24 protein-coding genes, 1 tRNA gene and 1 pseudogene are annotated in these 25,439 nt (G+C 68.9%); 14 read left to right on the forward strand and 12 right to left on the reverse strand.

Features of this window, described 5'->3' with window-relative positions:
- Window positions 1-4 precede the first annotated feature (4 nt).
- From ACZ7M2_RS49220 to ACZ7M2_RS49230, 3 genes are all read left to right on the forward strand, one after another.
- Window positions 5-1,342 (forward strand): flavin monoamine oxidase family protein, encoded by a 1,338-nt coding sequence (locus tag ACZ7M2_RS49220; RefSeq protein WP_471600845.1) that lies wholly within the window; start codon window positions 5-7, stop codon window positions 1,340-1,342.
- A gap of 39 nt (window positions 1,343-1,381) precedes the next feature.
- Complete coding sequence (locus ACZ7M2_RS49225) at window positions 1,382-1,519, forward strand: proline racemase family protein (RefSeq protein WP_471600846.1); 138 nt, start codon at window positions 1,382-1,384, stop codon at window positions 1,517-1,519.
- A 117-nt stretch (window positions 1,520-1,636) separates the two neighbouring features.
- Complete coding sequence (locus ACZ7M2_RS49230) at window positions 1,637-1,786, forward strand: hypothetical protein (RefSeq protein WP_471600847.1); 150 nt, start codon at window positions 1,637-1,639, stop codon at window positions 1,784-1,786.
- Between the two features lie 36 nt (window positions 1,787-1,822).
- On the opposite strand, the gene ACZ7M2_RS49235 is transcribed toward ACZ7M2_RS49230, so the two are convergent.
- Window positions 1,823-1,897 (reverse strand) — tRNA-Gln (locus ACZ7M2_RS49235).
- Between the two features lie 407 nt (window positions 1,898-2,304).
- Here ACZ7M2_RS49235 and ACZ7M2_RS49240 point away from each other — a divergent pair.
- Entirely contained in the window at window positions 2,305-2,781 is a 477-nt protein-coding gene (locus ACZ7M2_RS49240; protein WP_471600848.1) for a hypothetical protein, read from the forward strand.
- A 111-nt stretch (window positions 2,782-2,892) separates the two neighbouring features.
- Window positions 2,893-4,662 carry a S8 family serine peptidase gene (locus ACZ7M2_RS49245; protein WP_471600849.1) on the forward strand — a complete coding sequence of 590 codons (1,770 nt, stop codon included), beginning with the start codon at window positions 2,893-2,895 and terminating at the stop codon, window positions 4,660-4,662.
- Window positions 4,663-4,956: 294 nt separating this feature from the next.
- Here the strand turns inward: ACZ7M2_RS49245 and ACZ7M2_RS49250 are convergent, their stop codons facing one another.
- Genes ACZ7M2_RS49250 through ACZ7M2_RS49260 form a run of 3 tightly spaced genes read right to left on the reverse strand, consistent with a single transcriptional unit; the run spans window position 4,957 to window position 6,504 of the window.
- On the reverse strand, window positions 4,957-5,622 hold the full coding sequence (locus tag ACZ7M2_RS49250; RefSeq protein WP_471600850.1) for a dihydrofolate reductase family protein: 666 nt from the start codon (window positions 5,620-5,622) through the stop codon (window positions 4,957-4,959).
- A complete protein-coding gene (locus ACZ7M2_RS49255) occupies window positions 5,622-6,158 on the reverse strand; it encodes an SRPBCC family protein (RefSeq protein ID WP_471600851.1) in 537 nt (178 codons plus the stop codon). The genes ACZ7M2_RS49250 and ACZ7M2_RS49255 overlap by 1 nt, the downstream gene beginning before the upstream one ends.
- On the reverse strand, window positions 6,142-6,504 hold the full coding sequence (locus ACZ7M2_RS49260; protein ID WP_471600852.1) for an ArsR/SmtB family transcription factor: 363 nt from the start codon (window positions 6,502-6,504) through the stop codon (window positions 6,142-6,144). Before ACZ7M2_RS49260 ends, ACZ7M2_RS49255 begins: the two co-directional genes overlap by 17 nt.
- Window positions 6,505-6,951: 447 nt before the next feature.
- Here ACZ7M2_RS49260 and ACZ7M2_RS49265 point away from each other — a divergent pair, with 447 nt between their 5' ends.
- Window positions 6,952-7,974: an LLM class flavin-dependent oxidoreductase gene (locus tag ACZ7M2_RS49265; protein WP_471600853.1), complete on the forward strand. Its 1,023-nt coding sequence runs from the start codon at window positions 6,952-6,954 to the stop codon at window positions 7,972-7,974.
- A 178-nt stretch (window positions 7,975-8,152) separates the two neighbouring features.
- Window positions 8,153-8,305, forward strand: coding sequence for a hypothetical protein (locus ACZ7M2_RS49270; protein ID WP_471600854.1), 153 nt, complete (start codon window positions 8,153-8,155; stop codon window positions 8,303-8,305).
- A 45-nt stretch (window positions 8,306-8,350) separates the two neighbouring features.
- Here the strand turns inward: ACZ7M2_RS49270 and ACZ7M2_RS49275 are convergent, their stop codons facing one another.
- The 3 genes from ACZ7M2_RS49275 to ACZ7M2_RS49285 all read right to left on the reverse strand — a co-directional run bounded on the left by ACZ7M2_RS49275 (window position 8,351) and on the right by ACZ7M2_RS49285 (window position 9,677).
- Complete coding sequence (locus ACZ7M2_RS49275) at window positions 8,351-8,623, reverse strand: NucA/NucB deoxyribonuclease domain-containing protein (RefSeq protein WP_471600874.1); 273 nt, start codon at window positions 8,621-8,623, stop codon at window positions 8,351-8,353.
- Window positions 8,624-8,899: 276 nt separating this feature from the next.
- The gene (locus ACZ7M2_RS49280; protein WP_471600855.1) at window positions 8,900-9,310 is read right to left on the reverse strand and encodes a hypothetical protein; all 411 of its coding nucleotides are present in this window, start codon (window positions 9,308-9,310) and stop codon (window positions 8,900-8,902) included.
- Window positions 9,300-9,677, reverse strand: a complete 378-nt coding sequence (locus ACZ7M2_RS49285) for a hypothetical protein (protein WP_471600856.1) — start codon at window positions 9,675-9,677, stop codon at window positions 9,300-9,302. Before ACZ7M2_RS49285 ends, ACZ7M2_RS49280 begins: the two co-directional genes overlap by 11 nt.
- An 829-nt stretch (window positions 9,678-10,506) precedes the next feature.
- Between ACZ7M2_RS49285 and ACZ7M2_RS49290 the strand changes: the two genes are divergently transcribed.
- From ACZ7M2_RS49290 to ACZ7M2_RS49300, 3 genes are all read left to right on the forward strand, one after another.
- On the forward strand, window positions 10,507-13,377 hold the full coding sequence (locus ACZ7M2_RS49290) for a golvesin C-terminal-like domain-containing protein (RefSeq protein WP_471600857.1): 2,871 nt from the start codon (window positions 10,507-10,509) through the stop codon (window positions 13,375-13,377).
- 294 nt (window positions 13,378-13,671) lie between these two features.
- Complete coding sequence (locus tag ACZ7M2_RS49295; protein WP_471600858.1) at window positions 13,672-13,812, forward strand: hypothetical protein; 141 nt, start codon at window positions 13,672-13,674, stop codon at window positions 13,810-13,812.
- 63 nt (window positions 13,813-13,875) lie between these two features.
- Window positions 13,876-14,289: a hypothetical protein gene (locus tag ACZ7M2_RS49300; RefSeq protein ID WP_471600859.1), complete on the forward strand. Its 414-nt coding sequence runs from the start codon at window positions 13,876-13,878 to the stop codon at window positions 14,287-14,289.
- A 140-nt stretch (window positions 14,290-14,429) separates the two neighbouring features.
- On the opposite strand, the gene ACZ7M2_RS49305 is transcribed toward ACZ7M2_RS49300, so the two are convergent.
- Window positions 14,430-15,857 carry an MFS transporter gene (locus tag ACZ7M2_RS49305; RefSeq protein WP_471600860.1) on the reverse strand — a complete coding sequence of 476 codons (1,428 nt, stop codon included), beginning with the start codon at window positions 15,855-15,857 and terminating at the stop codon, window positions 14,430-14,432.
- Between the two features lie 1,041 nt (window positions 15,858-16,898).
- Here ACZ7M2_RS49305 and ACZ7M2_RS49310 point away from each other — a divergent pair.
- Both ACZ7M2_RS49310 and ACZ7M2_RS49315 read left to right on the forward strand, forming a co-directional pair.
- Window positions 16,899-17,630, forward strand: a complete 732-nt coding sequence (locus ACZ7M2_RS49310) for a DUF4142 domain-containing protein (RefSeq protein ID WP_471600875.1) — start codon at window positions 16,899-16,901, stop codon at window positions 17,628-17,630.
- A gap of 489 nt (window positions 17,631-18,119) precedes the next feature.
- Window positions 18,120-18,953 carry a PIG-L family deacetylase gene (locus ACZ7M2_RS49315; RefSeq protein WP_471600861.1) on the forward strand — a complete coding sequence of 278 codons (834 nt, stop codon included), beginning with the start codon at window positions 18,120-18,122 and terminating at the stop codon, window positions 18,951-18,953.
- Between the two features lie 650 nt (window positions 18,954-19,603).
- Here ACZ7M2_RS49315 and ACZ7M2_RS49320 read toward each other — a convergent pair.
- The 4 genes and pseudogenes from ACZ7M2_RS49320 to ACZ7M2_RS49335 form a co-directional block, all read right to left on the reverse strand.
- Window positions 19,604-19,813, reverse strand: a pseudogene (locus ACZ7M2_RS49320) (RidA family protein); the annotation flags it as partial.
- Window positions 19,814-19,946: 133 nt separating this feature from the next.
- The gene (locus ACZ7M2_RS49325; RefSeq protein ID WP_471600862.1) at window positions 19,947-21,221 is read right to left on the reverse strand and encodes a M20 family metallo-hydrolase; all 1,275 of its coding nucleotides are present in this window, start codon (window positions 21,219-21,221) and stop codon (window positions 19,947-19,949) included.
- A 69-nt stretch (window positions 21,222-21,290) separates the two neighbouring features.
- Window positions 21,291-21,911 carry a LysE family translocator gene (locus ACZ7M2_RS49330; protein ID WP_471600863.1) on the reverse strand — a complete coding sequence of 207 codons (621 nt, stop codon included), beginning with the start codon at window positions 21,909-21,911 and terminating at the stop codon, window positions 21,291-21,293.
- A 134-nt stretch (window positions 21,912-22,045) separates the two neighbouring features.
- The gene (locus ACZ7M2_RS49335) at window positions 22,046-23,167 is read right to left on the reverse strand and encodes a diaminopropionate ammonia-lyase (protein WP_471600864.1); all 1,122 of its coding nucleotides are present in this window, start codon (window positions 23,165-23,167) and stop codon (window positions 22,046-22,048) included.
- A 118-nt stretch (window positions 23,168-23,285) separates the two neighbouring features.
- On the opposite strand from ACZ7M2_RS49335, the gene ACZ7M2_RS49340 reads away from it, so the two are divergent.
- Together ACZ7M2_RS49340 and ACZ7M2_RS49345 are read left to right on the forward strand one after the other, a co-directional pair.
- Window positions 23,286-24,206 (forward strand): LysR family transcriptional regulator, encoded by a 921-nt coding sequence (locus tag ACZ7M2_RS49340; RefSeq protein WP_471600876.1) that lies wholly within the window; start codon window positions 23,286-23,288, stop codon window positions 24,204-24,206.
- Between the two features lie 240 nt (window positions 24,207-24,446).
- Window positions 24,447-24,701, forward strand: a complete 255-nt coding sequence (locus ACZ7M2_RS49345) for a hypothetical protein (RefSeq protein ID WP_471600865.1) — start codon at window positions 24,447-24,449, stop codon at window positions 24,699-24,701.
- Window positions 24,702-25,439: the final 738 nt, after the last annotated feature.

Below are 25,439 nucleotides of genomic sequence, written 5' to 3' on the forward strand. Positions count from 1 at the left end.
CACCATGTACGACGTACTCATCGTCGGTGCCGGAGCCGCCGGCATCGCCACCGCCTATCGGCTCCGGGAATCCGGCCTCGACGTCGGTGTCTTCGACGCCGCGGACGAGGTCGGTGGACACACCCGCAGCGTCGAGGTGGGCGGCCTCACCGTCAACACCGGCGCCATGTTCATCTACCGTGACACCCCTGCCGAGAAGCTGGCAGCGGAACTCGGCATCCGGACCGAACCCTTCGAGCCCGACACGTACGGCATCCACGTGAACGGCCGGACCGTGATCGATGCCGACAACACCGAACTCATCGCCCGCCTTCCGCTGGACGACGAAGCAAAGAAACAACTCAGCGCCTTCGTCGAGGAAGCGATGGACGAGTACCGGCGCTACACCAGCAGGGGGACGCTCGGGTCCCGCTCCGGCGAACTCGGCGACCTCTCGGTCGAGGACCGGCTCGCCGGTCTGCATCCGGACGTCGCACGGATCATCCGGACCGCGGTCCAGGGCGGCGCAGTCGGCAAGGCCTCGCAGACCACCGCCCAGTACGGCCTGCGCTACTTCGCCTCCTACCTCGCCCACGAGAAACGCAACCGGCTGTTCCCGGTGGACGGCATGCAGCAGTTGCCGCTGCGCATGGCCGAACGACTGCCGAAAGGCACCGTCCACCTCGGGACAACCGTCGAATCGGTCGCACCGCTCGACGACGGGACCTACCGAGTCCGCATCCGCGACAGGGACCGCTCCACGAGTGTGGCTGCTCGCCACGTGGTCGTCGCGGTGCCGGCGCCCCAGGTGCCGGATGTCGTGCCGGACCTGCCCGGCTGGAAGCGGGACGCCCTGGACAAGGCCCTGACGCCGGGCAGCCGTACGCTCGCCGTCGTCGCCGATGTCCGGGAATCCCCACACCTGGCCGACTGGGCGTTCGTCACCACCGTCGGCACCCGGTTCGACGCCATCATCAATCCCACCCCCGGACGGCCCCGACACGATCCACACACGGGCGCCGCCCTGATCCAGTACGTCTGCTACGGGAACGGCGCAGGCCACCTGGAGGGCTTCGGCACCGACGAGTCGGCCCTGAACACCTGGGTCGAGGATTTCCTCACCGTCGCCCCCGAACTGCGTGGGCACATCGTCGGCGTGCACGGTCAGACCTGGCCGCACTGCTTCTCCCTGCTCTCCCCGACCCGGCTGTCCGTCCTCGACGCACTGCGCCGGCCGGTGCACGGGATCGACTTCGCCGGCGACTACACCTCGGCCACCGCCGGCACACACGGCTGCTACGCCGAGGCGTACCGCGTCGCCGAGCGCCTGCAGCGCACCGGCTCCGGAGCCGACATGATGTGAACCACCCCCTACGAGGGAGCCACCGTCACCGAGCGCCGCATGTTCGCCATCGGCAACCCCGCAGTGGACAACCTCCGAGAGCTGCTGTGCCTCGAACCCCGCGGACACGCCGACATGTACGGCGACTTCATCGCCCCGCCCGACGCCGAGGGCGCCCACTTCGGGGTGTTGTTCTGACACAAGGCACCCTGCGCGTGCACGCCGACGGCGAGTGGATCACCGGCGTCGACTTCGTCAACCGCGACGTACCTCTGCTGCGACCGGTTGCCCGCCACGTCGTAGCCGAACGTCGTCGTGATCGAGGCCGTCGCGGAGACCGGTTCGACCTGCGTGGTCTGCCGGCCCAGCGCGTCGTACGCCGTCGCCGTCCTGAACGGCCATACCCGGTCGGCGGTCCGCAGTACGGAGCCGAGCGCCAACCCGCCGCGTCCGGGCACCTTCTGACTTCGTCGGTGCCTCCCGTGATGGCGGCGTCCGCCGTGGCTGGGATACCAGGACTCGAACCTGAACTAACGGAACCAGAAACCGTCGGGCTGCCAATTACCCCATATCCCATATGCCCCGAAGGCCGCGGGAGCTCGGCCAGCCAGGGCGCGTCCTACTCGCGTGATCACAACGCGGTACGGCCGTGTGCCTAATCTATGCATTCTCTCCGTGATGCTCGGTGATGTGCCGGGGAGTGTCGATCAGGATTTTGGGGTTTGTTGCGGGTGGGGCTTGTCGATGACCCCAGAGCGACCGCACGGCTCCAGCCGACCTTGTTGCAGCCCAGGAGCAGCCCATTCTGCCGCGCCGCGGACGGCTCGCCACTCGACGGATCCGATCGGGGGGATTCTTCCCTCCGAGCGGCTCGCCCGATTGCGATCAGGGCGACGCCATCTTAGCTTCAGCGCGTCGGAATCATTCCGAAAACCTACATAACCTCTTATGTAGCGTTTCCCGTGGCGTTGAATGGAGCATTCATGTCGGTGATGACCGGTGCCCCGCCCATGCAGCAGTTCGGCCAGCACACCGCCGGACCGCAGCAGCTCGCGCAGGTGGTCCAGCAGTCCATCCAGCAGGCCTGCCAGCAGGCGAGTCAGCAGATCGCGCAGCGCATGCAGCAGACGCTGCAGCAGATCCAGCAGGTCCAGCAGCAGCTGGAGCAGCAGGGCATTCCCCAGCAGCACGCGCACCCGTACCTGGCTGTCGCGCTGCACACGACGCTGCTCCAGGGTGTGCGCGGCGCGGTGGAGCAGTCCGTGCAGCAGGCGCTGCCGACCGCGATCCTGACGCTGCTGCAGCAGAGCCAGCAGGGTCAGCACGGCCAGCACGGCCAGCACGGCCAGCAGCAGTGGGGCGGCGGGTACGGACAGCAGCAGTTCGGCCAGCAGTTCCCGCAGTTCCAGCAGCCCGGCTTCGGTTACGGCCAGATGACTCAGCCCTTCGGTATCGGCTGATCCTGGCAGCGCGCGATGCGGTGTGCCCGGGAGTCGTTCCCGGGCACACCGCATCACCATGGACGCGAACCGCCCGTGATCGGGATCAGAAGCACAAAGACCGACGTAGGCATGGTGAAGGTGGACGTGATGGTCAAGGACAGGCCCGGAAACAAGCCCCGAAACAACCGCCAGAGCGAATCCGAGGGCGCGGGTTCCGGCGGCAAGCTGGGCCCCGAGGACAAAGAAGCGGCGCCACGCAAGAAGAGCGCACCGTCACCGGTCGCGGTCCAGCCGCGCCGGCAGCGGTACATGGTGACACCGCTGCCCCAGCAACTGCTCCCACCAGGAGTGCTCGAACTCGGCATGGACGCGGTGTGCGACCGGCTGGAGGACATGCCCGACATCACGGTGATCCGCAGACTCCAGCCGTCGGAGAAGCTGCAGTCGGCCGGGGTCTTTCCCTCCTGCCCGGAGATCGCGGTCGTCGAGGCAGCCGAGACCCAGCTGCCGGCGATGCGGACACTGCACGTGCACATCGAGCCGGACCTGCCGCTGTCCGGCGCCGGGCCTGCCGCCGCGCAGGCCCCAGGGGTGCTACCGCTGTACGACCCGGGGCTGGTCCTGCCGCTGGAGAAGCCCGTGGAGATCTCGCTGCGCGTCTGCGGCCCGGACGGCGAACCGCTGGCCGGCGCAGGGGTGTTCCTGATCGGGACGACCTGGCCGAGCCAGGGCATCACCGCCGCCGACGGGACGGTCACCGTCACCCTGGCCACCGAGACCGAACAGTCCGTCCAGTGCCTGTACGTCCGCCCCAGGGCCAACTACACGGACCGCTGGATCCACCGTCCCGACCTGTCGGCGGCCCGGGAGAACGTCGTCACCCTCACCCCGCTGTCCAAGGTGTACCCGGAACTGGACGAACGCCAGCAGTACGGCTGGGGCCAGCAGGCCATGCGGCTGGACCGGCTGCCCCCCACATTCCGCGCCTTCGGCATCAAGATCGCTGTCATCGGTTCGGGCGTCAGCACCGAGCACCCCGACCTGAAGCAACGAGTGCGCTCGGGCGCCGATCTCGTGCACGGCACGGAGGAGGGCTGGACGCACGACCTGGTCGGCAGCGGTACCCACGCGGCCGGCATCATCGCCGGCACGGACACCGGCACGGGCATCATCGGCATCGCCGTCGACGCCGAGCTCGACGTCTGCCAGGTGCTGCCCGACGGCCACTTCAGCGACCTGATCGCAGCCCTCGACCACTGCATCGAGCGCGAGGCCGACCTCGCCCACATCGCCGTGGCCACCCCCTACCCGTCGGCGCTGGTCTCGCGCAAACTTGCCGACGCCAGCGCGGCAGGCATCGCCTGCATCGCCCCGGCAGGCGACACCGGCGGGCCGATCGCCTTCCCCGCCTCGCTGCCCACCGTCTTCGCCGTAGGCGCCCTGGGAGCCTTCGGCACCTATCCGCCCGACACCTCCCAAGCCACCCACACAGGGCCGCAGTTGACACCGGAAGGACTGTTCGCCGCCCCGTTCAGCAGCTACGGCCCTGGCATCGACGCAGCCGCCCCCGGTGTGGCCGTCCTGTCGTGCGCCCCGGAAGGCGGCTACACGGCCCTCGACGGCACCGGCACGGCCTCGGCCCACGTCGCGGGCCTGGCCGCCCTCGTTCTCGCCCACCACGAGGACTTCCACGGCCAGCTGCTGCCCCGCGGTCCCGGCCGGGTACAGCACCTCTTCGACATCATTGCCGCCAGCTGCCGCCAACTGGCCACCCCGGGAACAGCGGAGGCCGCCCGCACCGGGCGCGGCCTGCCCGACGCCCTCGTCGCCCTCGGCCTGGCCCCCGGCATGCAACTGGCTCCGGCCCTGTTGCCCTACGCCGCCTCCATGGCCGGGTAGGTCTCTACCCGCGGCCTGATCTTGTGGTCGTCGGGGTCGGGGTCGTGGACCGAGGCCCAGTCGGAGGTGGAGCCGCCCGGGCCAGGGGAGGATGGTTGGGCCCAGGTCCGGGCGCCAGGCCACGACGCCGCCCAGGCCCGGGTCTACGCGCAGATCGGCATCTGCGAGGCCTGGGGTGTCGCGGGCTGCTGCAGACCGAGGAGGCGCCCGCGCGATCCTCACCGCCGAGCAGCGTGGCCGCACCCGCGAGACATCGAGCGGCACGCCGGCACCTCAACCCTGCGGGAACGCGGGCTACCGCTTCCCGACGGTGTAGGTCAGGTGAGTCACCCGGGATGACGCGTCCGTGCGGACCTGGTCGAGGGCGAGGCGGGCCGGGTCCACGCGGTCGAACAGGCGGATGCCGGTGCCGAACAGCACGGGCGCGAGGGTGATCGAGAACTCGTCGATCAGGCCGCTGTCCAGGTACTCCTGGATCGTCTCGGCGCCGCCGGCGATGCGGACGTCGCGGTCGCCGGCGGCCTCGCGGGCCTGGTCGAGGGCGCTGGAGATGCCGTCGTTGACGAAGTGGAAGGTCGTGCCGCCCGGCCGCTCCCACGGCTCGCGCCGGGTGTGGGTGACGACGAACACCGGGGTGTGGAACGGCGCCTCCTCCGGCCATGCCAGCTCGCCGGCGTCGAACATCCGCTTACCCATGACGCTCACGCCGGTGCGCTCGTACGTCGCCCGAGCGATGTCGTTGTCGAGTCCTTCCTCGCCGCCCTCGCCGAGCTTGAGGTTCTCGCGGAACCACCGCTGCGGGAACAGCCACGCCTGCAGCTCCGACCACTTCGTCATCCAGCGCTGGACCCTCGGGTCGTTCTGACCTTCGGGCGAGAAGACGTCCTCGACGGGCACGGCCTCCGGCGCCATGAAGCCGTCGAGCGACATCGTCACGCTGAAGAACACCTTCCCGGCCATCAGCCCTCCGCTTCCTTCGGTGTGGTTTCGTTCTGGGCGGTCTCGTTCCAGGTGAGTTCGGCGACGTAGGCCGCCAGGCTGCGCAGGGTCTGCTCGCCGCCCTCGATCGCGTGGTACTTCTCCACCGCCTCGTCACGGAGTTCCTTGGTTTGGAACACCGCGCGCATCACGATCTGGGTCCCCTCGCCGGTGGGCTCGAAGGTCATGACCGACTCGAAGGAGTTGGGGTCGTCGCGGGACTCGCCGTGCACCAGCGCGATCCGCTCCAGCGGGACGATCTCGGTCCAGGTGATCCACTCCTGGTAGTCGGTCCCGTCCGGCCCGTGCATCACGAAGTCCCAGGCCCCGCCGACGCGGAACTCGAAGGACCGCGTCGTGGTCGTGAACCCTTCCGGTCCCCACCACCGCGACAGGTGCCGGACCTGCGTGAACGCCTCGAACACCAGCTCCCGTGGGGCGCCGATGACCCGGGAGACCACGATCTCGCGGGCCGCGGTCGTGTGGTCGGGCCCGCCGCCGCTACTGGTCGTCGTCATCCGGTGGTTCCTCCTGACTTGCCTGTTTCAGATCTCGCACGTACTCGTCCAGCCGGTCGAAGGTCTCGTTCCAGAACTGTTCGAAGCCGCCCACCCACTCGTGGACCGGCCGCAGCCCGCTGGCGTCCAGGCCGTACAGCCGCTGCTTGCCCGCCCCGCGGACCTGCACCAGCCCGACCTCGCGGAGCACCCGCAGGTGCTTGGACGCCTGCGGCTGGCTCATCCCCAGGTCCCGCGCCAGTTCGGTCACGGGCCGCTCGCCGCCCCGCAGCAGCGCCAGGATCGCCCGCCGCTGCGGCTCGGCAATCGCGTTGAACGCGTCCGAGGTCGTCGCCGCTCGTGCCATGGCGCCATCATATGCCTATAACGGCATGCGTCAACGGCTGTGGGACCAACGACTGGCTCGAACTTTGCGGCACGCGGAAGACCCACGGGGAAGACCGCGAGAAGGTCCGTCGCCCATACTGCGTGAGCAGCCGGAACGGACGGCACACAGACACAACGGAGCAGTTCAAGGGACGTCGACGCGGCCGCCACCGCCTCGGTTCGGTTCGGTTCGGTTCGGTTCGCCGGCAACGTCGACACCGATAGGCACGGTGAACCCGCCGTGCTGGGTGTCATCTCCCGTGCGGGTTACGCCGGCCGACGGGAGGGCGGACGCTCCTCGCCTGAGCCGACCGACCGAGTTCCGGCCATGTGAGCAGCCGGAAGCCGGGCTGTTGAGCCCACGTCCTGAGAACCTCCGGCGAACCGTACGGGAATCAAACGCGGCCGCCGGATGCTTTGACCTCAAGTGAAGAAGATAGGTTTCCTCTCGTTCGGCCACTGGTCACCGAGTGCGCACTCCAAGACCCGGTCCGCGGCCGACTTCCTCCACCAGTCCATTGACCTGGCGGTCGCTGCGGAGGAGCTCGGCGTGGACGGTGCGTACTTCCGGGTGCACCACTTTGCGCGGCAGGCGGCCAGCCCGTTCCCGCTGCTCTCAGCCATCGGTGCACGGACCTCGAAGATCGAGATCGGCACCGGCGTGATCGACATGCGCTATGAGAACCCGCTGTACATGGCCGAGGATGCCGGCGCTGCCGACCTCATCTCCGGCGGCCGGCTGCAACTCGGCATCAGCCGCGGATCACCGGAACAGGTGATCGACGGCTGGCGCTACTTCGGGTACGCCCCCGCGGAGGGTGAGAGCGGCACGGACATGGCCCGCCGACACACCGAGGCCTTCCTCAAGGTGATCGAGGGCGAGGGCTTCGCGAAGCCGAGCCCGCGGCCGATGTTCCCCAACCCGCCGGGGCTGTTGCGCATCGAGCCGTACTCCGAGGGGCTGCGCGAGCGGATCTGGTGGGGCTCCGGTTCGAACGCGACCGCCGTCTGGGCCGCGAAGCTGGGGACGAACCTGCAAAGTTCCACGCTGAAGGACGACGAGACGGGCGAGCCGTTGCACGTCCAGCAGCGCAAGCAGATCGAGGCGTACCGCGAGGCGTACAAGGAGGCAGGCCACACGCGAGAACCACGTGTGTCGGTCAGCCGCAGCGTCTTCGCCCTGACCAACGACCTGGACCGGGCCTACTTCGGCCAGGACCGAAACTCGCGGGACCAGCTCGGCATGATCGACGACACGACCAGGGCGATCTTCGGACGCTCGTACGCCGCCGAGCCGGACGTACTGGTGAAGCAACTCCAGGAAGACGAGGCCATCCAAGCCGCGGACACCCTGTTGCTGACCATCCCGAACCAGCTCGGTGTCGACTACAACACCCATGTACTGGAGAGCATCCTCACCCACGTAGCACCGGAGCTCGGCTGGCGCTGAGTGTTCTGCCGCCCTGCGTGGCCGCCGGCTCGGCACCGTGGTGGTCGGGCCACCCCGATGGGGGCGGGCTGGTCGTCCGAGGCCGCCTGCAATTCACCCTGTGCGAAAGGGCTCTGGACAAGGAAGATCAGGCACTCCGTCAGGTGAACTGGCGCTGTGGGGTGTGGCGGCCGGGCCGATGGACACCTATGCGCACCTGTCCGACACGGACGGCACGTGGCAGGTGCGGGTGTACTGCGAGGGCTGCCGTGAGGTGGCACACCTGGCGCAGCAGGGCGTGCCGGAGGGCGTCGAGCGGTACCTCGTCCGGTTCTGGCGCGCCGCCGCGTGAGAGGGCGGCCATGTCGCTGCATCGAAGTCCCGGTCGGCCGGGCGGCTATGAAGTGATCGTGACGAGGAAGCCGTCGTCCATGCCGTCGATGATGCGGTTCTTTTTGTAGAACTGGCCGAGCAGGGTTCCGGCGTCCCCGTTCTGCTTCTTGTTCACGGGCAGGACGGAGAAGCTGTTCTTCTTGGCGTGCACGTCGTACTCGCGCTGTGCGCAGCCCTCATAGGTCGTGGCGAAGGGGAACTCGTCGCCGCCTTGGTGGTGTTGCTGCTGCAGCCGGGGCCGAAGTAGCGGCGGCAGTTGCTCACCGCCCGCGCACAGTTGCCCTTACGGCGCTGGGCGTCCGAGAGCAGGCGGTGCAGCGGGTCGGACGGTGTCTGCCCGATGATCCTCTTGTTGGCGTTGGTCGGCTTCGTCGCGCCCGGTGTGGTGGAGGCCCTTTTGATGTGCGCGGCCACTCCGCGCTCCGGCGCGGTCGCCTTCGTGCTGTAGACGAGAGAGTGGCCAGGTAACCGAAGGATTTGGCGCCCTTGTTCGCCGGGTTGCCGCCCCCGGTGGGGTTACCCAGATGCGTCCCCGCGTCCCAGCGAGGCGCGATCATCGCGGGCTTGCCCACCCCGGGACTGTCGCCGACCCAGCCGGGCTGCAGGGTAGCGATGACGACGGGCTGGTGGACGGCGAGGACCACGTCTGCGGACCCGCACCGCTGCCCTGGCCAGGCGCGTAGCACACGGTGTGCGTGAAGTGCGCCGAGGGCATCTGCCGCAGCTGGTCGAAGGTCTTCGTCACCGGCCGGTCACCGCCCAGCTCAGGGTTGGCACGCGAAGGCCAGTCCTGCGGAACGGTCCCCTCGATCTTGGTCTTCTGACCGCTGGCGGCCGTGGTGTTGATCTTCTTGAAATCGGTTGCGTCGTAGTTGAAGCGGACCATGCGGTCGTTCTCCTTCACCGTGTCCCGGATGTAGAGGGCGAACGAACTGGTGCCGATCGGGTTGCCGTTACCGCGCATCCATCCAGATCGTCGTGACCTGAATGCCGGTGCACACCGCGAACCGCGACTCGATAGAGATCACTTCGTCCCCGGTCATGTGCGTCTTGCACTCGGCCAGCGACATCATGCGAGCCGGGTCCGCATACGACACCGTCGCAGATGCTGCCGCCTTCACCCCTCGCGCGACAACGGGCGCAGGCACCGCAGCGGACGTCACCGCTCGCCGGCCGTTACCGGCCGCGGGCCCAACCGTCTCCAGCGCCGTCCCCTCAGCCACCAACTGACTGGACTCGGCTGCCAGGCGACCGCGCACCTCGCCCTCGCCGAGCTCCTTCAGACCCGGGACCGGCTCCCCGAGCGGCAGCATGAACGTCTGCGCCCGCACCCCGCCCTCCGGCGGGTCGCGGCCCCCGGCGCGGCCACCCCAGCCAACGCTCCACCGTCAACAGCACCGCCATCCTCACCGAACAAATGATCACTCGAGGCGGCGACACACCGGTACTGGCGCGATCGCACCCCCGCACCGGCCGAGATCACCATGACGTTGCGTCGCAGGCGCCCCAAGGGACCGCATGATGAGTGACAAGCAGGATGAAGCCGACACCGAAGACGGCGCACACCAGCAAACAGCAAAGCAGCTGCCGGGCCTGCGCGTTCGCACGCCGGGCCTCGTGTTGGGCCAGGCCACGGGCCACCGCCCGGGCTCGGTCGCGCGCAGCGCGCCGCGCGAGAACGCTACTTGTCCACGTCTACCGACTTGTGGACAAGGTCCAGTGGGACCTGCTCCTGGCCGACATCCTCGCCCTCCGGCCCCGACGCAGGTGCGGCGGACACCGGGCACGGGGCGGGCGGGCAGCACGACCGGGGCCGGCCGCGCGCACGGTTCACCGGCAGCGGTCTGGGCGGCTGCGGTCGTCTCGCTTCCGCGTCACAGGGGACTTCGCTCGTGAGACAGGGACACGGGCAACGAGAACCCGCAAGGACCGTAGGTTCCCGTGAGCCATGTCGTCCTGAAGCGCGTTGAAGTGCGGTTTCGTGTTGTCATCCCGGGGCTGTGTCGTCGGAGTCGTCCCGTCATCCTGTCGTTCACCTCGGGACAGACACTTGTCCGGTCGCCAGCCGGACGAGGCTCTGACACTGCACTGACAGCACAGATGCGCAGCCCATAGTGTTGGCCGGCGATCACGAGAATTTCTCATAGAGGTGGAGATGTGATGCCACGTCGGACGTTCCGAAGAACGCCGCTCCAGGCGTTGGGGACAGCCCTGTTCGCCTTGCTGACGCTGATGGGCCTGGCGACAGCGACGGGCCGAGCCCAGGCAGCGAGTGCCACCGATTCCGGTTCGTTCTCCGAATCCGAGTTGTGGGATTCGACCGACAACGACGCGTACGCAAGCTTCCACGTGCAGGGCCTCGGGGTGGTCCCCGCGGGCATCGTGCCGCCCGCCGGAGGCGAGGCGCTGCCCGCCGACGTGGTGCTCACGTTCACCGAGGGCCGGTTCAGCGTGCAGGACGGGGGACCGAAGGACCTGCTCCTTCGCCGCAGCGTGGACGCGGGGCTCACCTGGTCCGCCAGCACCATCGTGGTCCCGCAGGACGCGACCCAGAGCTGGGGCGACCCGACGCCGGTGGTGGATCAGCAGACCGGCCGGGTGTCCCTGTTCTGGAAGGGGGACGGCTCGAACATCTACGTCAAGCGGAGCGACGACGCCGGCGCCACCTGGTCGGCCACCGAGGATCTGACCCCGTTGTTCGCCTCGAATCCCCACGGCTGGACGCGCGACGCCCCGATTCCGGGCCATGGAATACAGCTGACCAGCGGTCGGCTGCTGATGCCCGTCATGCACCGCGCCGCCAGTGACGCCACGGACGCCAACTACGGCATCGACATGTTGTACAGCGACGACCACGGCGGTTCGTGGCATCGAGGCTCCCCGTTCATGGATGCCAACTATCCGATCAACGAGAGCCGCATCTACGAACGCTCCGACGGATCGGTCGTCATCAACGGCCGCTGGGGCTCGGGCGGTACCCGCTACCGCATCACCTCGACCAGCACAGACGGCGGGGAGACCTGGTCCGCACCGGCGATCGACGGCTCGACCGGAACGTTCAGCTCGGTCGACGCGGGCATGCTCCAGTACAGCAGCGGCTCGGTCGACCGGCTGCTGTTCAGCCGACCGGACTCGTCCGCCCGGGAGAACATGACCGTCTCGATCTCCTACGACGAGGGAGCGAGTTTCCGGTACAGCCGAGTGGTCAACCCGGGCCCGTCCTACTACTCCGACCTCGCACGGCTGTCCGACGGGACGATCCTGCTGGTCTACGGCCGTGACGGCACCGTGGCCAACTACCCCGAGCGCATCAGCGTCGCCCGGTTCGACCTCGCGTGGCTGACCAAGGGCAGGGACAGTCTTGCCTCCGGCCCCGGGTTCACCCAGCACACATACGAAATGGCCACCTCGGACGCCCGTACCGACACCGGTGCCGCTGTGCCGATCCTGACGGATGCCAACGCCGGAGGCGGCAAGGCCCTGCGCTACGGGGCTTCCGATGTGGGCGACTACATCGACGTCCCGTTCGATGTCACGCAGGCGGGCGACTACGAAGTCTCCGCGCGCTTCCATCGCAGCTTCGGCCAGGGGCAGATACGCGCGAGCATCGACGGCACGGCACTGAGCCAGGGGCTGTTCGACCCGACGCTGACATCCGGCTCCGACAGCTATGACATCGACGGCTATCAGGTCTACCAGCTGGGATCGATGACACTGGCCGCCGGGCAGCACACCGTCCGGTTCACCCTGGCCGCCGTCGGGCGTGCCGGCGGCAAAGCCATCGCCCCTGACCAGTTGACCCTCACTTCGGGCGGACAGCCCGCGGATGTGCCGAAGACCGTGGCGGACAACGACTTCATACCGGGCTTCGACACCCTCTCCGGCACCTGGACCGACGTGAACTCGGTCACCGGCGCCTACGGGAACAGTCATGACACGCACGCCGCCGGAACCGGCACCGCCAGTGTGGAGTTCCGGCCCGATGTGCCGATGAACGGCGTGTACGAGGTCTCCGCCTGGTTCAAGGCGGCGTCGGGCCAGGCCTCCAATGCCTCCTACGTCATCAACCACGCCGACGGCCAGACGGCGGTGACGGTGAACGAGACATCCGGCGGCGGTCGCTGGGTACGACTCGGCGAGTTTCCGTTCTCCGGCGGCGGCGACGGCACAGTGACACTGTCGGACGCCGCCAACGGCACGGTCGTCGCCGACGCCGTCCGGCTGTCCTACCGGGGTGCCGTCACCGACAACGGCTCGTCCGGCTTCACCACGGTCTCCGGCACCTGGAACGCCGGGACCAGCGTCGCCGGGTACCAGGGGGCGAACTACCTCACCCACGCTGCCGGTACGGGCACGTCGGTCGTGCGCTGGCAGACCGACGTGCCGACGACCGGGACCTACGACGTGGCCGTCTGGTACACCGAGCACACCAACCGCGCGTCCAACGCGCCCTATACCGTCACGGACGCCAAGGGCTCCACACTGGTGCGCGTCAACCAGCAGCAGAACGGGGGCCGTTGGGTCTCCCTGGGCAAGTACTCGTTCACCGCCGGAACCCGGGCCGTCGTCGAACTCTCGGACAACGCCAACGGATACGTCGTGGCCGACGCCATACGGATCACGGCCCAGGGTCTGGTCGCCGACAACGACGACGCCACCACGTACAGCGTGGTCTCCGGCACGTGGAGCGGCCCGGCGACAATGGTCGCCGGGTACTACGGGGCTAGTTACCGCACCCACGCGGCGGGTACCGGAACCTCGGTCGTGCGCTGGCAGTCGGACGTGCCGGCGAGCGGTATGTACGACGTGGCCGTCTGGTACACCCAGGACAGCAACCGGGCGTCCAACGCCGCCTATACCGTCAGACACGCGGGCGGCTCCACCGTCGTCCGCATCGACCAGACCGAACGCGGCGGCCGGTGGGTGTCGTTGGGCAGCTTCTCGTTCACCGCCGGAACCCCGGCCGTCGTCGAGCTCTCCGACGATGCCGACGGATACGTCGTGGCCGACGCGGTGCGCTTCATCGCGTAGGCCGGGATCAGGAGCAGTACGGCGCGGGCCTGCCGGATCGCCTCCCGATCCGGCGGGTCCGTTTCACTTACGCCGACGTGCAGGCCGTGCTGTTGAGGGAGAGGGCGGTCGGGGCGGCGGCGTTGCCGGCGTGGGTGGCCTGGCACCCGATGCGCCTCATGCCATGCCTCCTGCCCGGACATCGGCGGGGGCCGTGACCACGGCGGATGTGACGCGCGCGGCGGCGCCATCCGCAGGCCCGGAGCGTATCGAGGCCGGGGCTCTCCCGGCCGTGCCAGTTCCTGAGGGGCCGGATTGGTAGCCCGTCAATATCTCCCGGAGGTGCTCAGCCCGCTCAAGCACCTCCTTCCCCACTGCTTCGCCGTCGAGTCGCTGCCAGGTACTGACGCCCAGCTGTGGACGATCACGTATGTGGTTCTGGCCGCGATGCCGTGAATCTCCCGGTCATCTCACGACTGCGAGAACGTTTCTTGTGGGAATTGCCCAGGTATGGGGGCTGTGCAGGTTGAGGATGTGCTGTTTCCCGGGATCGATGTGCGCATCATCGCGGTGCACGTCACCGTGGACGGTATTGCCGTCGAGGCGTCGTCCTACACTCGTCTACCAGCCTGCCCGAACTGCGGTTGTCCGGGACGTCACCTGCACTCTCGCTACGTGCGCCGCCTGACCGAACGTCCGCTGGTGGGACGGTCGTTGGTGATCTCGCTCAAGGTTCGCCGCTTCTTCTGCGAGCGGGATGAGTGCCCACGGCGCACGTTCGTCGAGCAGGTCCCGGACCTGAGCGAACGGTACCGGCGCCACAGCGTCGGGCTGAGGTGGTGGATGCAGGCCATCGCAACGTTCCTGGGAGGCCGCCCCGGGCACGCCTATGCCGAACCCTGCAGTTACCAGACGGCCGGACCCACCTCTTGAGCCTACTGGCAACCCCAGTGGTGCCCGATCGAGCGCCAAGTCGATGCCGTGATCCGACACGTCGCGAGCCTACCGACAGGGGGTGGGACAACGCGTACTTGCCAATGCACCTGATCATGAAAGCGCGGGCCGAGCCAAATTCACGAAGCCTCATCACCCATGGCCCTCGGCGGCACGCACAGCCACGCCAGGCCTGCGGCGGTCAGGTAGGCGAGCGCCCCGACGGCCATGCTGGTGCGCAGTCCCGCGTCGTAGTCGGGGGCTGTGGCGAGCAGGGTGCCACCGAGTGCCACGCCGGAGGCGCTGCCGATCTGGCGGGTGGTGTTGAACAAGGCCGAGGCCGTTCCTGAGTACCCCGCCGGCGCAGCCCCCATCACGGTCGTGGTGGAGCCGGTGAGCGCGAAGGAGGTGCCGAACCCCGCGGCCATCATCGGGGCCACGAGCAGCGGGTAAGCCGGGTCGGTGCCCGCCGCGGCCCAGCCGGCCAGCCCCAGAGAAGCCAGGAGCATACCGGTGACGACCAGCGGGCGATCGCCGGATCTGTGGGCCAACCGCCCCGACAGCACGGAGGCGAACATGGTCATCGCCACAGCAGGGAGCAGCGCCACCCCGGCGGCGAGGGCGCTGAAGCCGCGTTGGTGCTGAAAATCCAGGCTGGCCGTGAACACCATGCCGTAGAAACCGAAGTTGAACAGCAGGCCGATGGCGGCTCCGCCGCTCATCGCGCGCGAGCGCAGCAGGCTCGGCGGAAGGGCGGGAGACCGGGTCAGCCGCTCGCGGACCGCGAACGCCGCGGCAGCCAGCACCGCCAGGCCTGCCCCCGCGAGGACCGCGGGATCGGACCAGCCACGCCGGCCTGCCTCGTTGAGCGCGGCGGTCAGCAGGGCCACCGCCGCCACGATCGCGCACTGCGCCGGCCAGTCCACGGCCCGGGTTTCCTGCCGTGTTGAGGGTGCCACCCGTCGCAGTGTCAGCACCAGGCAGGCGATACCCACGGGCACGTTGATGAGGAACACCCATCGCCAGCCCACGGTGGAGACGAGCAGCCCGCCGAGCAGGGGCCCGACGGAAGCCGCGATGCCCGCCATCGAACCCCACAGCCCGATGGCCCGGGAGCGCGTGGCCGGAGCCGGGTAGGCCTGCTGCAACAAGGCCAGGGAACCGGGCACGATGAACGCCGCGCCCAGCCCCTCCAGCAGCCGGGCGGCCACCAGCATCGGGGAGTTCTGTGCGAGCGCGCACGCGACCGAGGACATGGTGAACACGGCCACCCCGGTGCAGAAGATCCGGCGGTTTCCCAGCCGGTCGCCCAGCGCGCCACCGGTCAGCAGCAGTCCGGCAAAGGCCAGGGTGTAGCCGTCGGTGATCCACTGGATTTCGGTGAGCGAGGCCGACAATTCCCGGCCCACGACGGGCACGGCGACGTTGATGACGGTCACGTCCAGGATCACCATGAAATACCCGGCGCACACCGCCAGCAGCGGCGCCCGGGACCACCGCCCTGAGCCCGGCGCCGTCTCAGGAGGGGGTGTCGGCTCGGCACCGCCGACCGCCTCCGCGAACGGCACGCTCCCCACTCCAATCCTCTATACGAAGGTCGACAATAAATCGCACAGTAAGGGAAGCATGCCCCATATCATCTCCTTCCGAGGCGTTCGCCACCCCGCGCGCGAGGCGTCAGCCGAGCCAAGGGCGGACCCGTCGGCGGCGTCATCACGTCACGTCCTGGCTGTCAGGCCGGCTGCCAGTCGAGGACCGACGCGTACCGCGACTCGATACCGCCGGCTCCCGTGAAGCCCGACGGGATCTGGTCCGGGGACAAGTGGCACCTGGACGAGGTCTTCTCAGGATCAACGGGGAGTACAAGTACCCGTGGCGGGCCGTCGACCAGGACGGCGGCACAAGGCCGCGGCCCGGCGCTTCTTCCGCGGACTGGAAGGCACCAAGCCTCGCCGGACAGACTGAACGACTGGTTCGAAGGACGACTACAGGAAGCATCTGGCATGCTGAGCCCGTGAAGAGCCGACGCAGAAAGGCCGATGCCGCGTAGACGGCCATCCCAGCTCCGCGCCGCCAACCCCGGCCAGAGCCACCGATCGCTCACACCTCGCGAGCCGGGTCTAGCCCACGGTTCCAGCACGCTCGCCGCAGCGGTCGCTCTCTTGGAACACCAGCGTCTGTGGCCCGACGCGGTCGCACAGGCCCTGCGGCAGTGGTCGCGCACAGCCCACCGGCCAGCGCTCACCCTCTCCGGCGGCTGCGGCTGCCCGCTGTGCAATCCCTTCTACTCAACCGACGAACGCGCGGTACTCGAACTCGCTCTTCACGCGCTCCCGCCGCGACCGGCCCGTGAACTACGACGCGCAGTCGAACCACTCGATGATCTGTACCTCTCACGAAGCTGGCCCGACCCCTATGCTCCGTCCGACGAGGGATGGTGGGCACAGCGAAGCTGGGGTTGACCAGCTGCCCGAGGCTCACGCACGAGATCGAGTGGCCGGGTGGACGTCAAACGACAAGTTGAACCTGAAGGGCGCCGCGCACGTATTTCTCTTCGTCCGCCCCAGCCAGGCGATGACGGATCGACGGATTTCTTGACAGCAGGAGGAATGGTGCAGCGTTCGCTGAACATGGTGGGCGGTATCTTCGTAGGGGGCGCGCTGGCCCTGACACTTGGCGCGTTGGTCTACCCGTCGATGCTCGGAGTTGACACCGTGTCGACTTCGAACGACCGGATCATTGCCAACACCCAGTGGGGGCCATTGACCGAGGGTGACCGGGCCTTCGTGGTGGCGGTGCGCGCTGCCGGTTTGTGGGAGCACCCGGTGGGACAGATCGGGCTCCAGAAGGGGCAGAGCAAGGGGGTCCTCACCGCCAGTCAGCACCTGGTCGACGGGCACGCGGCGCTGGACGAGACCTGCCGCAAGATCGCGCCGATGCTGAACGTGACGCTGCCCAACGTGGCCAGTCCGCAGCAGGAAGGGTTCGTCACCACCCTCAAGGCGGACAGCGGCAAGCAGTTCGACATCGACTTCGCCAACATTCTGCGCCAGACGCACGGTTCGATCTTCAACACCGTGGCAAAGATCCGCTCGACGACGAAGAACACGCTGGTGCGCGCCCTGGCCGACCAGGCCAATGACACCGTCCTGGATCACATCACGGTGATGGAGAAGACCGGCCTGGTCGACTTCGACACCACGCTGTTCAAGCAGACCACCCCGCCGAAGCTGCCCAAGTCGGACATGACCCCGCCGGTCCCGCCCGCTGGCCAGCCCCCGATCGTCCTCCCTCCGCCGCCGAACGCCACGTCCACCCCGGTGGACCTGGCCCGGCTCTGAATGGCCAGTCCGGCAACGGCAGATGGGCGCGTTACTCGGATCTCCCGACGTGGGTGGGGTGTGGGGGTAAGGCCGGCTGTATGGGGCGTGGGGACCTGGCGAATGCAGAGTGGGATCGACTGATGCCCTTCTTGCCTCGTAGTGATGCGCGTGGAGCGGTGGACCGTCGGAAGTACGTGATAGCCCGGCTCGGCGACTGGTACTCCGCGCTCACCCGCCGCCGCGTCAGGCATCCCGTCATCGGCCTGGAGATCACTTTCTGATTCCGGCGCCCCCGACCGCCCTGCGACCCGAGGTGTCGAGATGTTCCGTGCGTGCCGGGAACAGCCGGTCCGGTCGGCACTGTTGCATCGACCGAGGGACCGGCACCGCACGGTCGGGGAACACGGAGACCACAAGGTCGTCGCCCGACAGGATCCGGGCCCTCGGTATCGCGGTACGCCCGCCGCGCACTCGGACCGAGACGTATTTCTGCAGGAGGACTGTTTCGTGACTAACCGGCCCTTGACGCTGATGGCAGTGCACGCCCACCCCGACGACGAGGCCACCGGAACCGGAGGGGTCCTCGCACGGTACGCGGCGGAGGGCATCCGTACGGTTCTCGTGACGTGTACCGACGGCGGTTGCGGTGATGGACCGGGAGGTGTCAAGCCGGGCGATCCCGGGCACGATCCGGCGGCCGTTTCCTTGATGCGCCGTCAAGAACTCGAAGCGAGCTGTGACGTCCTGAAGGTCAGCGATCTGGAGATGCTGGACTATGCCGACTCCGGGATGACGGGCTGGCCGAGCAACGACGCCCCCGGATCTTTCTGGCAGACCCCCGTGGAGGAAGGCGCCGCCCGACTCGCGGAACTCATGCGGCACTACCGGCCCGATGTGGTCGTCACCTACGACGAGAACGGCTTCTACGGCCACCCCGACCACATCCAGGCCCACCGCATCACGATGGCGGCACTGAAGATGACCGCGCTGACACCGAAGGTGTACTGGACGACGATGCCCCGCTCGGGGATGCAGCGGTTCGGCGAGATCATGCGCGAGTTCCATCCGGACATGCCGGAGCCGGATCCTGCCGAGGCCGCCGCGATGGCCAAGATCGGCCTCCCCGACGATGAGATCACCACGTGGGTGGACACCACCGCGTTCAGCGGTCAGAAGTTCGACGCGCTGGCCGCGCACGCCAGTCAGGGCGAGAACATCTTCTTCCTCAAAATGGGCAAGGAGAGGTTCGCCGAGTTGATGGGCATGGAGACCTTCGTACGTGTCCAGGACGCCACCGGCGCGGCCCTGCCCGAGAACGATCTCTTCGCCGGACTGCGCTGATCCGGCTGTCCGACCGGGGCACGGCCCGGGAAAGCTCGTCGGCCGCACGGCCTGATCGAGCGTGCCCGCACACCCGGAAGCTTGTCCACGCGGGTTTCGCTCCACCAGCCCGCGACCAGGCCGGCAGGCACTGGTCGGCGGCGTCGGCGCGTGCCCGCACGCCGACCCGGCACCGGCGCGCTCGTCCCCTCTCCCACCTGACAACCGCGCAGGTGGGAGACCTGCCGTCCGCCGACTCGGAACGTGCGCGACAGCCCAGGTCACAAGCCTGGCGGTCTGCTCCGATCAAGACGGACCGCCGGGGAAACGCCACGAAGCGGAGACCCCGATGCCCGACACGCCGTGAAGCTGTGGAAGAAGCTGCAGGTCACGAGGGCGGTCTCCGACACCGCTTCCCGACAACGCCGCCGCACACCGTGGCCGACATCGCCGCAGGCTGGACGGGTGGACTGGCCCGTCCCTGTCGTCCTCGCCCGGTCCGTACCGGAACTGCCCACCGGAACGGACCGGAGCTACGAGGTGACATTGTGGATGGGGTGTGACGCTGTCCGTTATCCACACGGGACATGGGCTGAGGGTACCGAGGTTTCCCCTCGGCACCCTCGTGCAGCCTGCTCGGCGATCAGGCTGCGCGCCGGCGGCCTGTCGTCTCAGTCGGACAGCTCGATCTGAATCTCGACCTCGACGGGAACGTTGAGCGGCAGGACCGCGACACCGACCACGCTGCGGGCGTGGATGCCCCTGCCCCCGAGGACTTCGCCGAGCAGTTCGCCGGCGCCGTTGATGACGCCGGGCCGGCCGGTGAAGTCCGGCGCGGAGGCGACGTAGCCGACGACCTTGACGACCCGGGCGATGCGATCCTCGTTCTGTCTCCCGTGTATGCGGGCAGGCCGGGCCGGGGAGCGCCTGGTGGCTCTCCCCGGCTCGGCTGTGGGCTCCGTCTCGGGTGTCTGGACGTGTGTGGTGTCCGTTGCGGGCCGTGGGCGTGGGCGGTCAGTCCTGGTTTGCCAGGCGCAGGAGGGTGGTTGCCAGGACGTCGACACCGTGGGCGCATGCCTGGGGGGTGGAGTACTCGCGCGGGTTGTGGCTGATGCCGTCGTACTCGCCGCGTACGAAGATCATGGCGGTGGGGCAGAGCGCGGCGATCTCCTGGGCGTCGTGACCGGCGCCGGAGAGCAGGGAGATGTGGTCCAGGGCGTGGTCGTCGGCGGCCTGTGCGATGACTTTCTGCACGCCCGTGTCGAAGGGGACGTAGGCGGTTTTGGCCATCCGCCGGGTGGTCAGCGACAGGCCCGGCTGGCTGCCCTCCAGGTCGTCAAGCAACGCGGCGAGGGCGCGCTCGGCGCGGGCCATCTGGGCATCGTCGGGGTTGCGCAGGTCGACGGTCAGCGCGGCACGGGCGGGGACGATGTTGGTCAGGTCCGGGTGGACGATCAGGTGGCCGACGGTGGCGCGCAGGCCCTCGTACGCACCGGAGTCGACCATGGCCCGCAGCTGGACGATGATCTGCGCGGCAGCGAGGCCGGCGTCGGCACGCAGGTGGGTGGGAGTGGTGCCGGCGTGGGCGGCGCGGCCGTGGATGGTGATCTCCTGCCAGGAGATGCCCTGCACGCCGGTGACGACGCCGATCTCGACGTTGTGCTCGGCCAGGACGGGACCCTGTTCGATGTGGCACTCGACGTAGGCGTGGGGCGGGGTGAGGCGTACGTCGGTGGGGCCGTTCGAGCCGGTGCGGGCGAGTTCGCCGCCGAGGGTGAGGCCGTCGCGGTCGGTCAGGGCGTGGGCGTAGTCCAGGGTGAGGCGTCCGGCGGCCACGGCGCTGCCGAGCATATCGGTGCCGAAGCGGACGCCTTCCTCCTCGGTGAAGACGCCGACCTCGATGGGGCGGCGGGTGGTGATGCCGCGTTCGTCGAGGGTGCGGATGACTTCGATGCCGCCGAGCACGCCGAGGCAGCCGTCGAAGGCGCCGGCGGTGGCGACGCTGTCGATGTGCGAGCCGGTCAGGACCGGGGCCGCGTTGGGGTCGGTGCCCTCGCGGCGGCCGTAGATGTTGCCCATCCGGTCGATGCGGACGGTCAGGCTCGCCTGTTCCATCCACGTGATGACCTGGCGGCGCCCGGCCGCGTCGGCGTCGGTCAGTGCCAGACGGTTGACGCCGCGCAGGCCGGTGCGCTCGTCGTCGTACGCGCCGATCTCGGCGAGGTCCATCAGCGACTGCCACAGGCGGTCGCCGTTGACGGTGATCTTTTCGGGCGTGGGGCTCCTCATGATCTGTTCTCCCAACAGTCGTTGGATTCGGGGGCGGACGGCAATGGCAGGGGTGAGCGGCTTGCCGGGTCAGCCGGAGACGGTCGCGACCGCGAAGCCGAAGCCGATCAGCATGACGCCCGTGGTCCGCCCGAGCACACGGCGCATCCGCGGCTTTCGCAGGACCGGACCGGCCTTGGACAGGAGGAACACATAGCTGCCCAGCCAGGTGAGGGTGAGGGTGGTGTGGAGGAAGACGAGGAGCGTCATGGCCCAGGTGGCGGGCAGTTGGGGCGGGGCCAGTGTGGGAAGCAGCCCGGTGTAGAAGACGGCGATCTTCGGGTTGAGGACATTGCTGACCAGGCCGGTCCGCCACGGGCTGCCTACGGTGGCAGGACTGGTGTCCGCTCGGGCGGCGGGTTCGGCGTGGCGGTTCTGCCACAGTGCCTGCGCACCCAGGAACACCAGGTAGCCGGCGCCGAGGAGCCTGACCGCCAGGTAGGCCGTGGGCACGGCGGCGAGGACAGCGGCGAGTCCGGCCACGGTCAACGCGCCCCAGACCAGTAGCCCGGTCGCGATCCCGCCCACGGTCCGCAGCGCGTCCCGCGAACCGGCCACGAGGGCTCGCCGGGTCACCACCGCCATGTCCGGGCCGGGCACGATGGTCAGCAGGCCTAGGACACCGATCGCGGCGACGAAGTGGGTCAGCATGCTGCCGGCCTCCGCCCGCTCGAACTGATCGGACCAGTCGCAGCGGTCACGGCGGTCACGGCGGTCACGGCGGTCGGCGGCAGGGTGATGAAGAGAAGGTGGTTCAACGCAGGGGTCTTCCAGGTGTCGCGTGTTCAGGGACCGGTGGTGGAGTGGGGGTTGGCAGCGGGGCCTTCGGTGCTCAGCAACACGACCACCGAGGACGGCCCGAGCCCCAATGCCGTACGGCGTTCCTCGGCGCCCACGCCAGTGAGCGCCACGCGCAGACCGGCGAGCGCCGCCGCCCCGCAAGGACCCGAGGAGACACCGAGAACGGCGAGGTCCCCGGCCGCGCGGGCGCTGTCGGAGTCGGCGACGGCAACAGCGGCGTCCAGACCGGCTCGCAGATAGCGCCACGCGATGCTGGACGGGGTGCCGCAGTTCAGGCCGGCCATGATGGTGTCGCCTGTGGTGACGCTGACGGGTTCGCCGCGGGTGAGGCTTTCCAGGACGCAGGCCGCGGCCTCCGGCTCCACCGACAACAGCGCCGCAGCACGCTCGGACGGGCGGCTGCGGTAGTGAGTGACTACGGCCTGGGCCAACGAGCCCACGCCCACCGGTACGGAGACGAGGTCGGGCCCCTCGGCGACCCCTTCGGCCGCCAGCTGCTCGTCGATCTCTGCGCAGAGGGTGGAGTAACCCTCGACGATCCATCCAGGGATCTGCTCATAGCCCGGCCAGGCGGTGTCCTGGACCAGGACCGCGTCCGGGACGGCAGCCTCCTCGGCCGCCAGGCGCACGGCCTCGTCGTACGGCCCTGGGACCTCAGTGACCTTCGCCTGTTCCGCGACTATGGCCGCCACGGCCTGCGGATGCACGCCCTGGGGAACGAAGACGTGAGCGTTCTGCCCGAGGCGGCGTGCCATGCGGGCCAACGCGCGGCCGTGGTTGCCGTCGGTGGCGGTGACCAGGGTGACCGGCCCCTGTTCCACGCCGTTCGCGGCCCGCTCGACGAGGGTGCGGTGGACTGCCCAGGAAGTGCCCAGAGCCTTGAACGCGGGCAGCCCCAGACGGCACGACTCGTCCTTGACGAAGACCCGGCCCACACCCAACTCCGCTGCAAGTGACGGGAGCTCGGTCAATCGCGTGGGTGAGTAGTCGGGCAGCGCGGCGTGAAAGGCCCGCACCTCGGCGGGTGCGGGATCACACCGCCAGATACGGGCGCCGGGCCGCACAGACCACGGCAGGAAATGGAGGGAGGAAGCATTCTCAGACACACGAACAGGGTGCGGCCCCCTCTACGATCGGTCCAGCGAAAGTTTTCGACCTATACCCATCGAAGAAACCGACTATTCAGTCATGGCCTTCGCAGGGCGAGAAGAGAGCGGTCCCGCGATGTTCGACCTGCACCGACTGCGCCTCCTGCGCGAACTCAAGCACCGCGGCACCCTCGCAGCCGTCGCCGCCGCCCTGTCCTACGCCCCCTCCTCCGTCTCCCAGCAGCTGTCGCAGTTGGAAGCCGAAGTCGGCGTCCCGTTGCTGGAACCCGTCGGACGGCGGGTGCGGCTCACCGAGCAGGCTGAGATCCTCGTCGCCCACACCGAAGCGGTCCTCGAACGCTTGGAGCGGGCGGAGGCGGACATCGCCGCCTCTCTGACCGATCTCACCGGCACCCTGCGCATGGCCTCGTTCCAGACAGCCGCCCTGGCCCTGCTTCCGACCGCGCTCGGCCTCCTGCGCGACGCGCACCCGCACCTGCGCGTCCACGTCACACACATGGAACCGGAAAAGGCCCTGCCCGCGCTGCAAGCGCGCGACTTCGACCTCGTCCTCGCCGAGGAATACCCCGGCAACCCCAACCCGCGACCCGCCGAACTGGAACAGGAAGACCTGCTCGACGATGCACTCCACCTCGCCATGCCCGAAGTGGCTGACGAATCGGGCGAGGAGAGCCCGATCACGGCGCTGCGCTCACTGGCCGACCACCCATGGGTGATGGAACCCGAAGGCACAACCGCACGGCACTGGGCCATGGCTCTGTGCCGCAACGCCGGCTTCGAACCCGACGTACGGTTCGAGACCACCGACCTCCTGCTTCACCTCCGCCTCGTCGAGCAGAATCACGCAGCCGCCTTCCTTCCCGACCTCGTCTGGATCGGACACCCCCCAACCGTCGTCCTACGGCAACTCCCCCGCGGCCAGCGCGCACGCCGCGTCTCCACCGTCGTACGCCGCGGCCACAGCCAGCATCCCGCCGTCCTGGCATGCCGCGACGCCCTCCTCCGCGCGGTCGCCCTCCGCGCTACCCGGGCGTAGGACAGCACAGCGCACCGTTGGGGAGGTCGTCGCAACGACCCGAGTCAGCGTGTTGCGGGGGAGGCCCAGGGACGGGTGGGTAGGGGAAGGACGGTGGTTGCCGCGCGCAGGGAGTCGTTTTCCACGGCGAGCTGCCGGGTGACCTCCTGCCTGAGCTACTTGCAGGGAGCAGGGTCCGGCCGATATTCCCGGCAGGAGCCTTCGCCATGTCCATATAATCCTGCCGCGATGAAAAGACGTGTGCAGTTCACCGAGCAGGTTGCGCGGTTCCGTGACTACATGCCGGCCGCAGATCGGGAAAAGTTCCTGCGTCTCGTCGACAGGATCGCAGCTGAGCCTGAGGGCGCCGACAGTCACCTTGCCTACACGACCGACACCGTGACGCGCTCGGCCTGGGAAGACCGGGTAATGGTCCACTACGTCGTGACGAGCTTCTTCGTGGTCGTCATCGAGACGGACATCTACGACGCGTCGCGCGGCTTCAACGAGGTGTAGGGCCTGTCCGGCGGATCTTGCCGGGCGTGCCCTGGCGTCGGCGAGGAGAGCACGTCGGGGGCATGTGGGGATCAGCCCTCCTGGACAAGAGACTGGCGAGCGCCTCAGCGTGGACCTGGACGCCGAGGGTTCGGCTCTGGGCCATGGTGGACTGACTCGTCGAGCGACCGTAGCCAACTCCGGCGCCCGCAAGGATGACTTGGTGCTGGACCCACCGGGAGGCGCTCGTCGGGAGCGCGGCCGGGAGCGCGGTGAGAAAGTCCGCCCCCGCCCGTGCCGCGCGGCGTCTTCGAGGCCGTCGTCACCGGGGCCGATCGCCGGATTCGCGGGCCCGGAGTTCTCCCGGAAGATCGACGAGAGCCCGACGTTCTCCGCCAGTCCGCGGGGCCCGCACGAAGGGCGCGAAGAGGTCCTCGCGGAGGTGCGCACCGAAGCGACCGGTGCGGCGGGCGGCGTCACCGCGTGTGGCGACGGCGCTCGTCGCGGCCGTGCACCGGGGGCTGTTCCGGCCGATCCAGGACCTCGCACTCGGTGGGCGGGCCAGCCCCGAGACCGCGGAAATCGTGGCAGACGAGACGCGGCGATGCGTGCCTTCGATGTGCTGGAAACCCAGCCTCGCGGACCGGGCGGTGCGGCCCGGAGGTGCGGCCGGGCGGCTGCTCCCGTGAGCGAGCGGAGCGGGATGAGGAGGACAGGCGATCGGTTGTGGTCCGGCGGGTTACGGGTCTGTCCCAACGG

It is taken from the genome of Streptomyces sp. NPDC111507, from assembly GCF_055638955.1.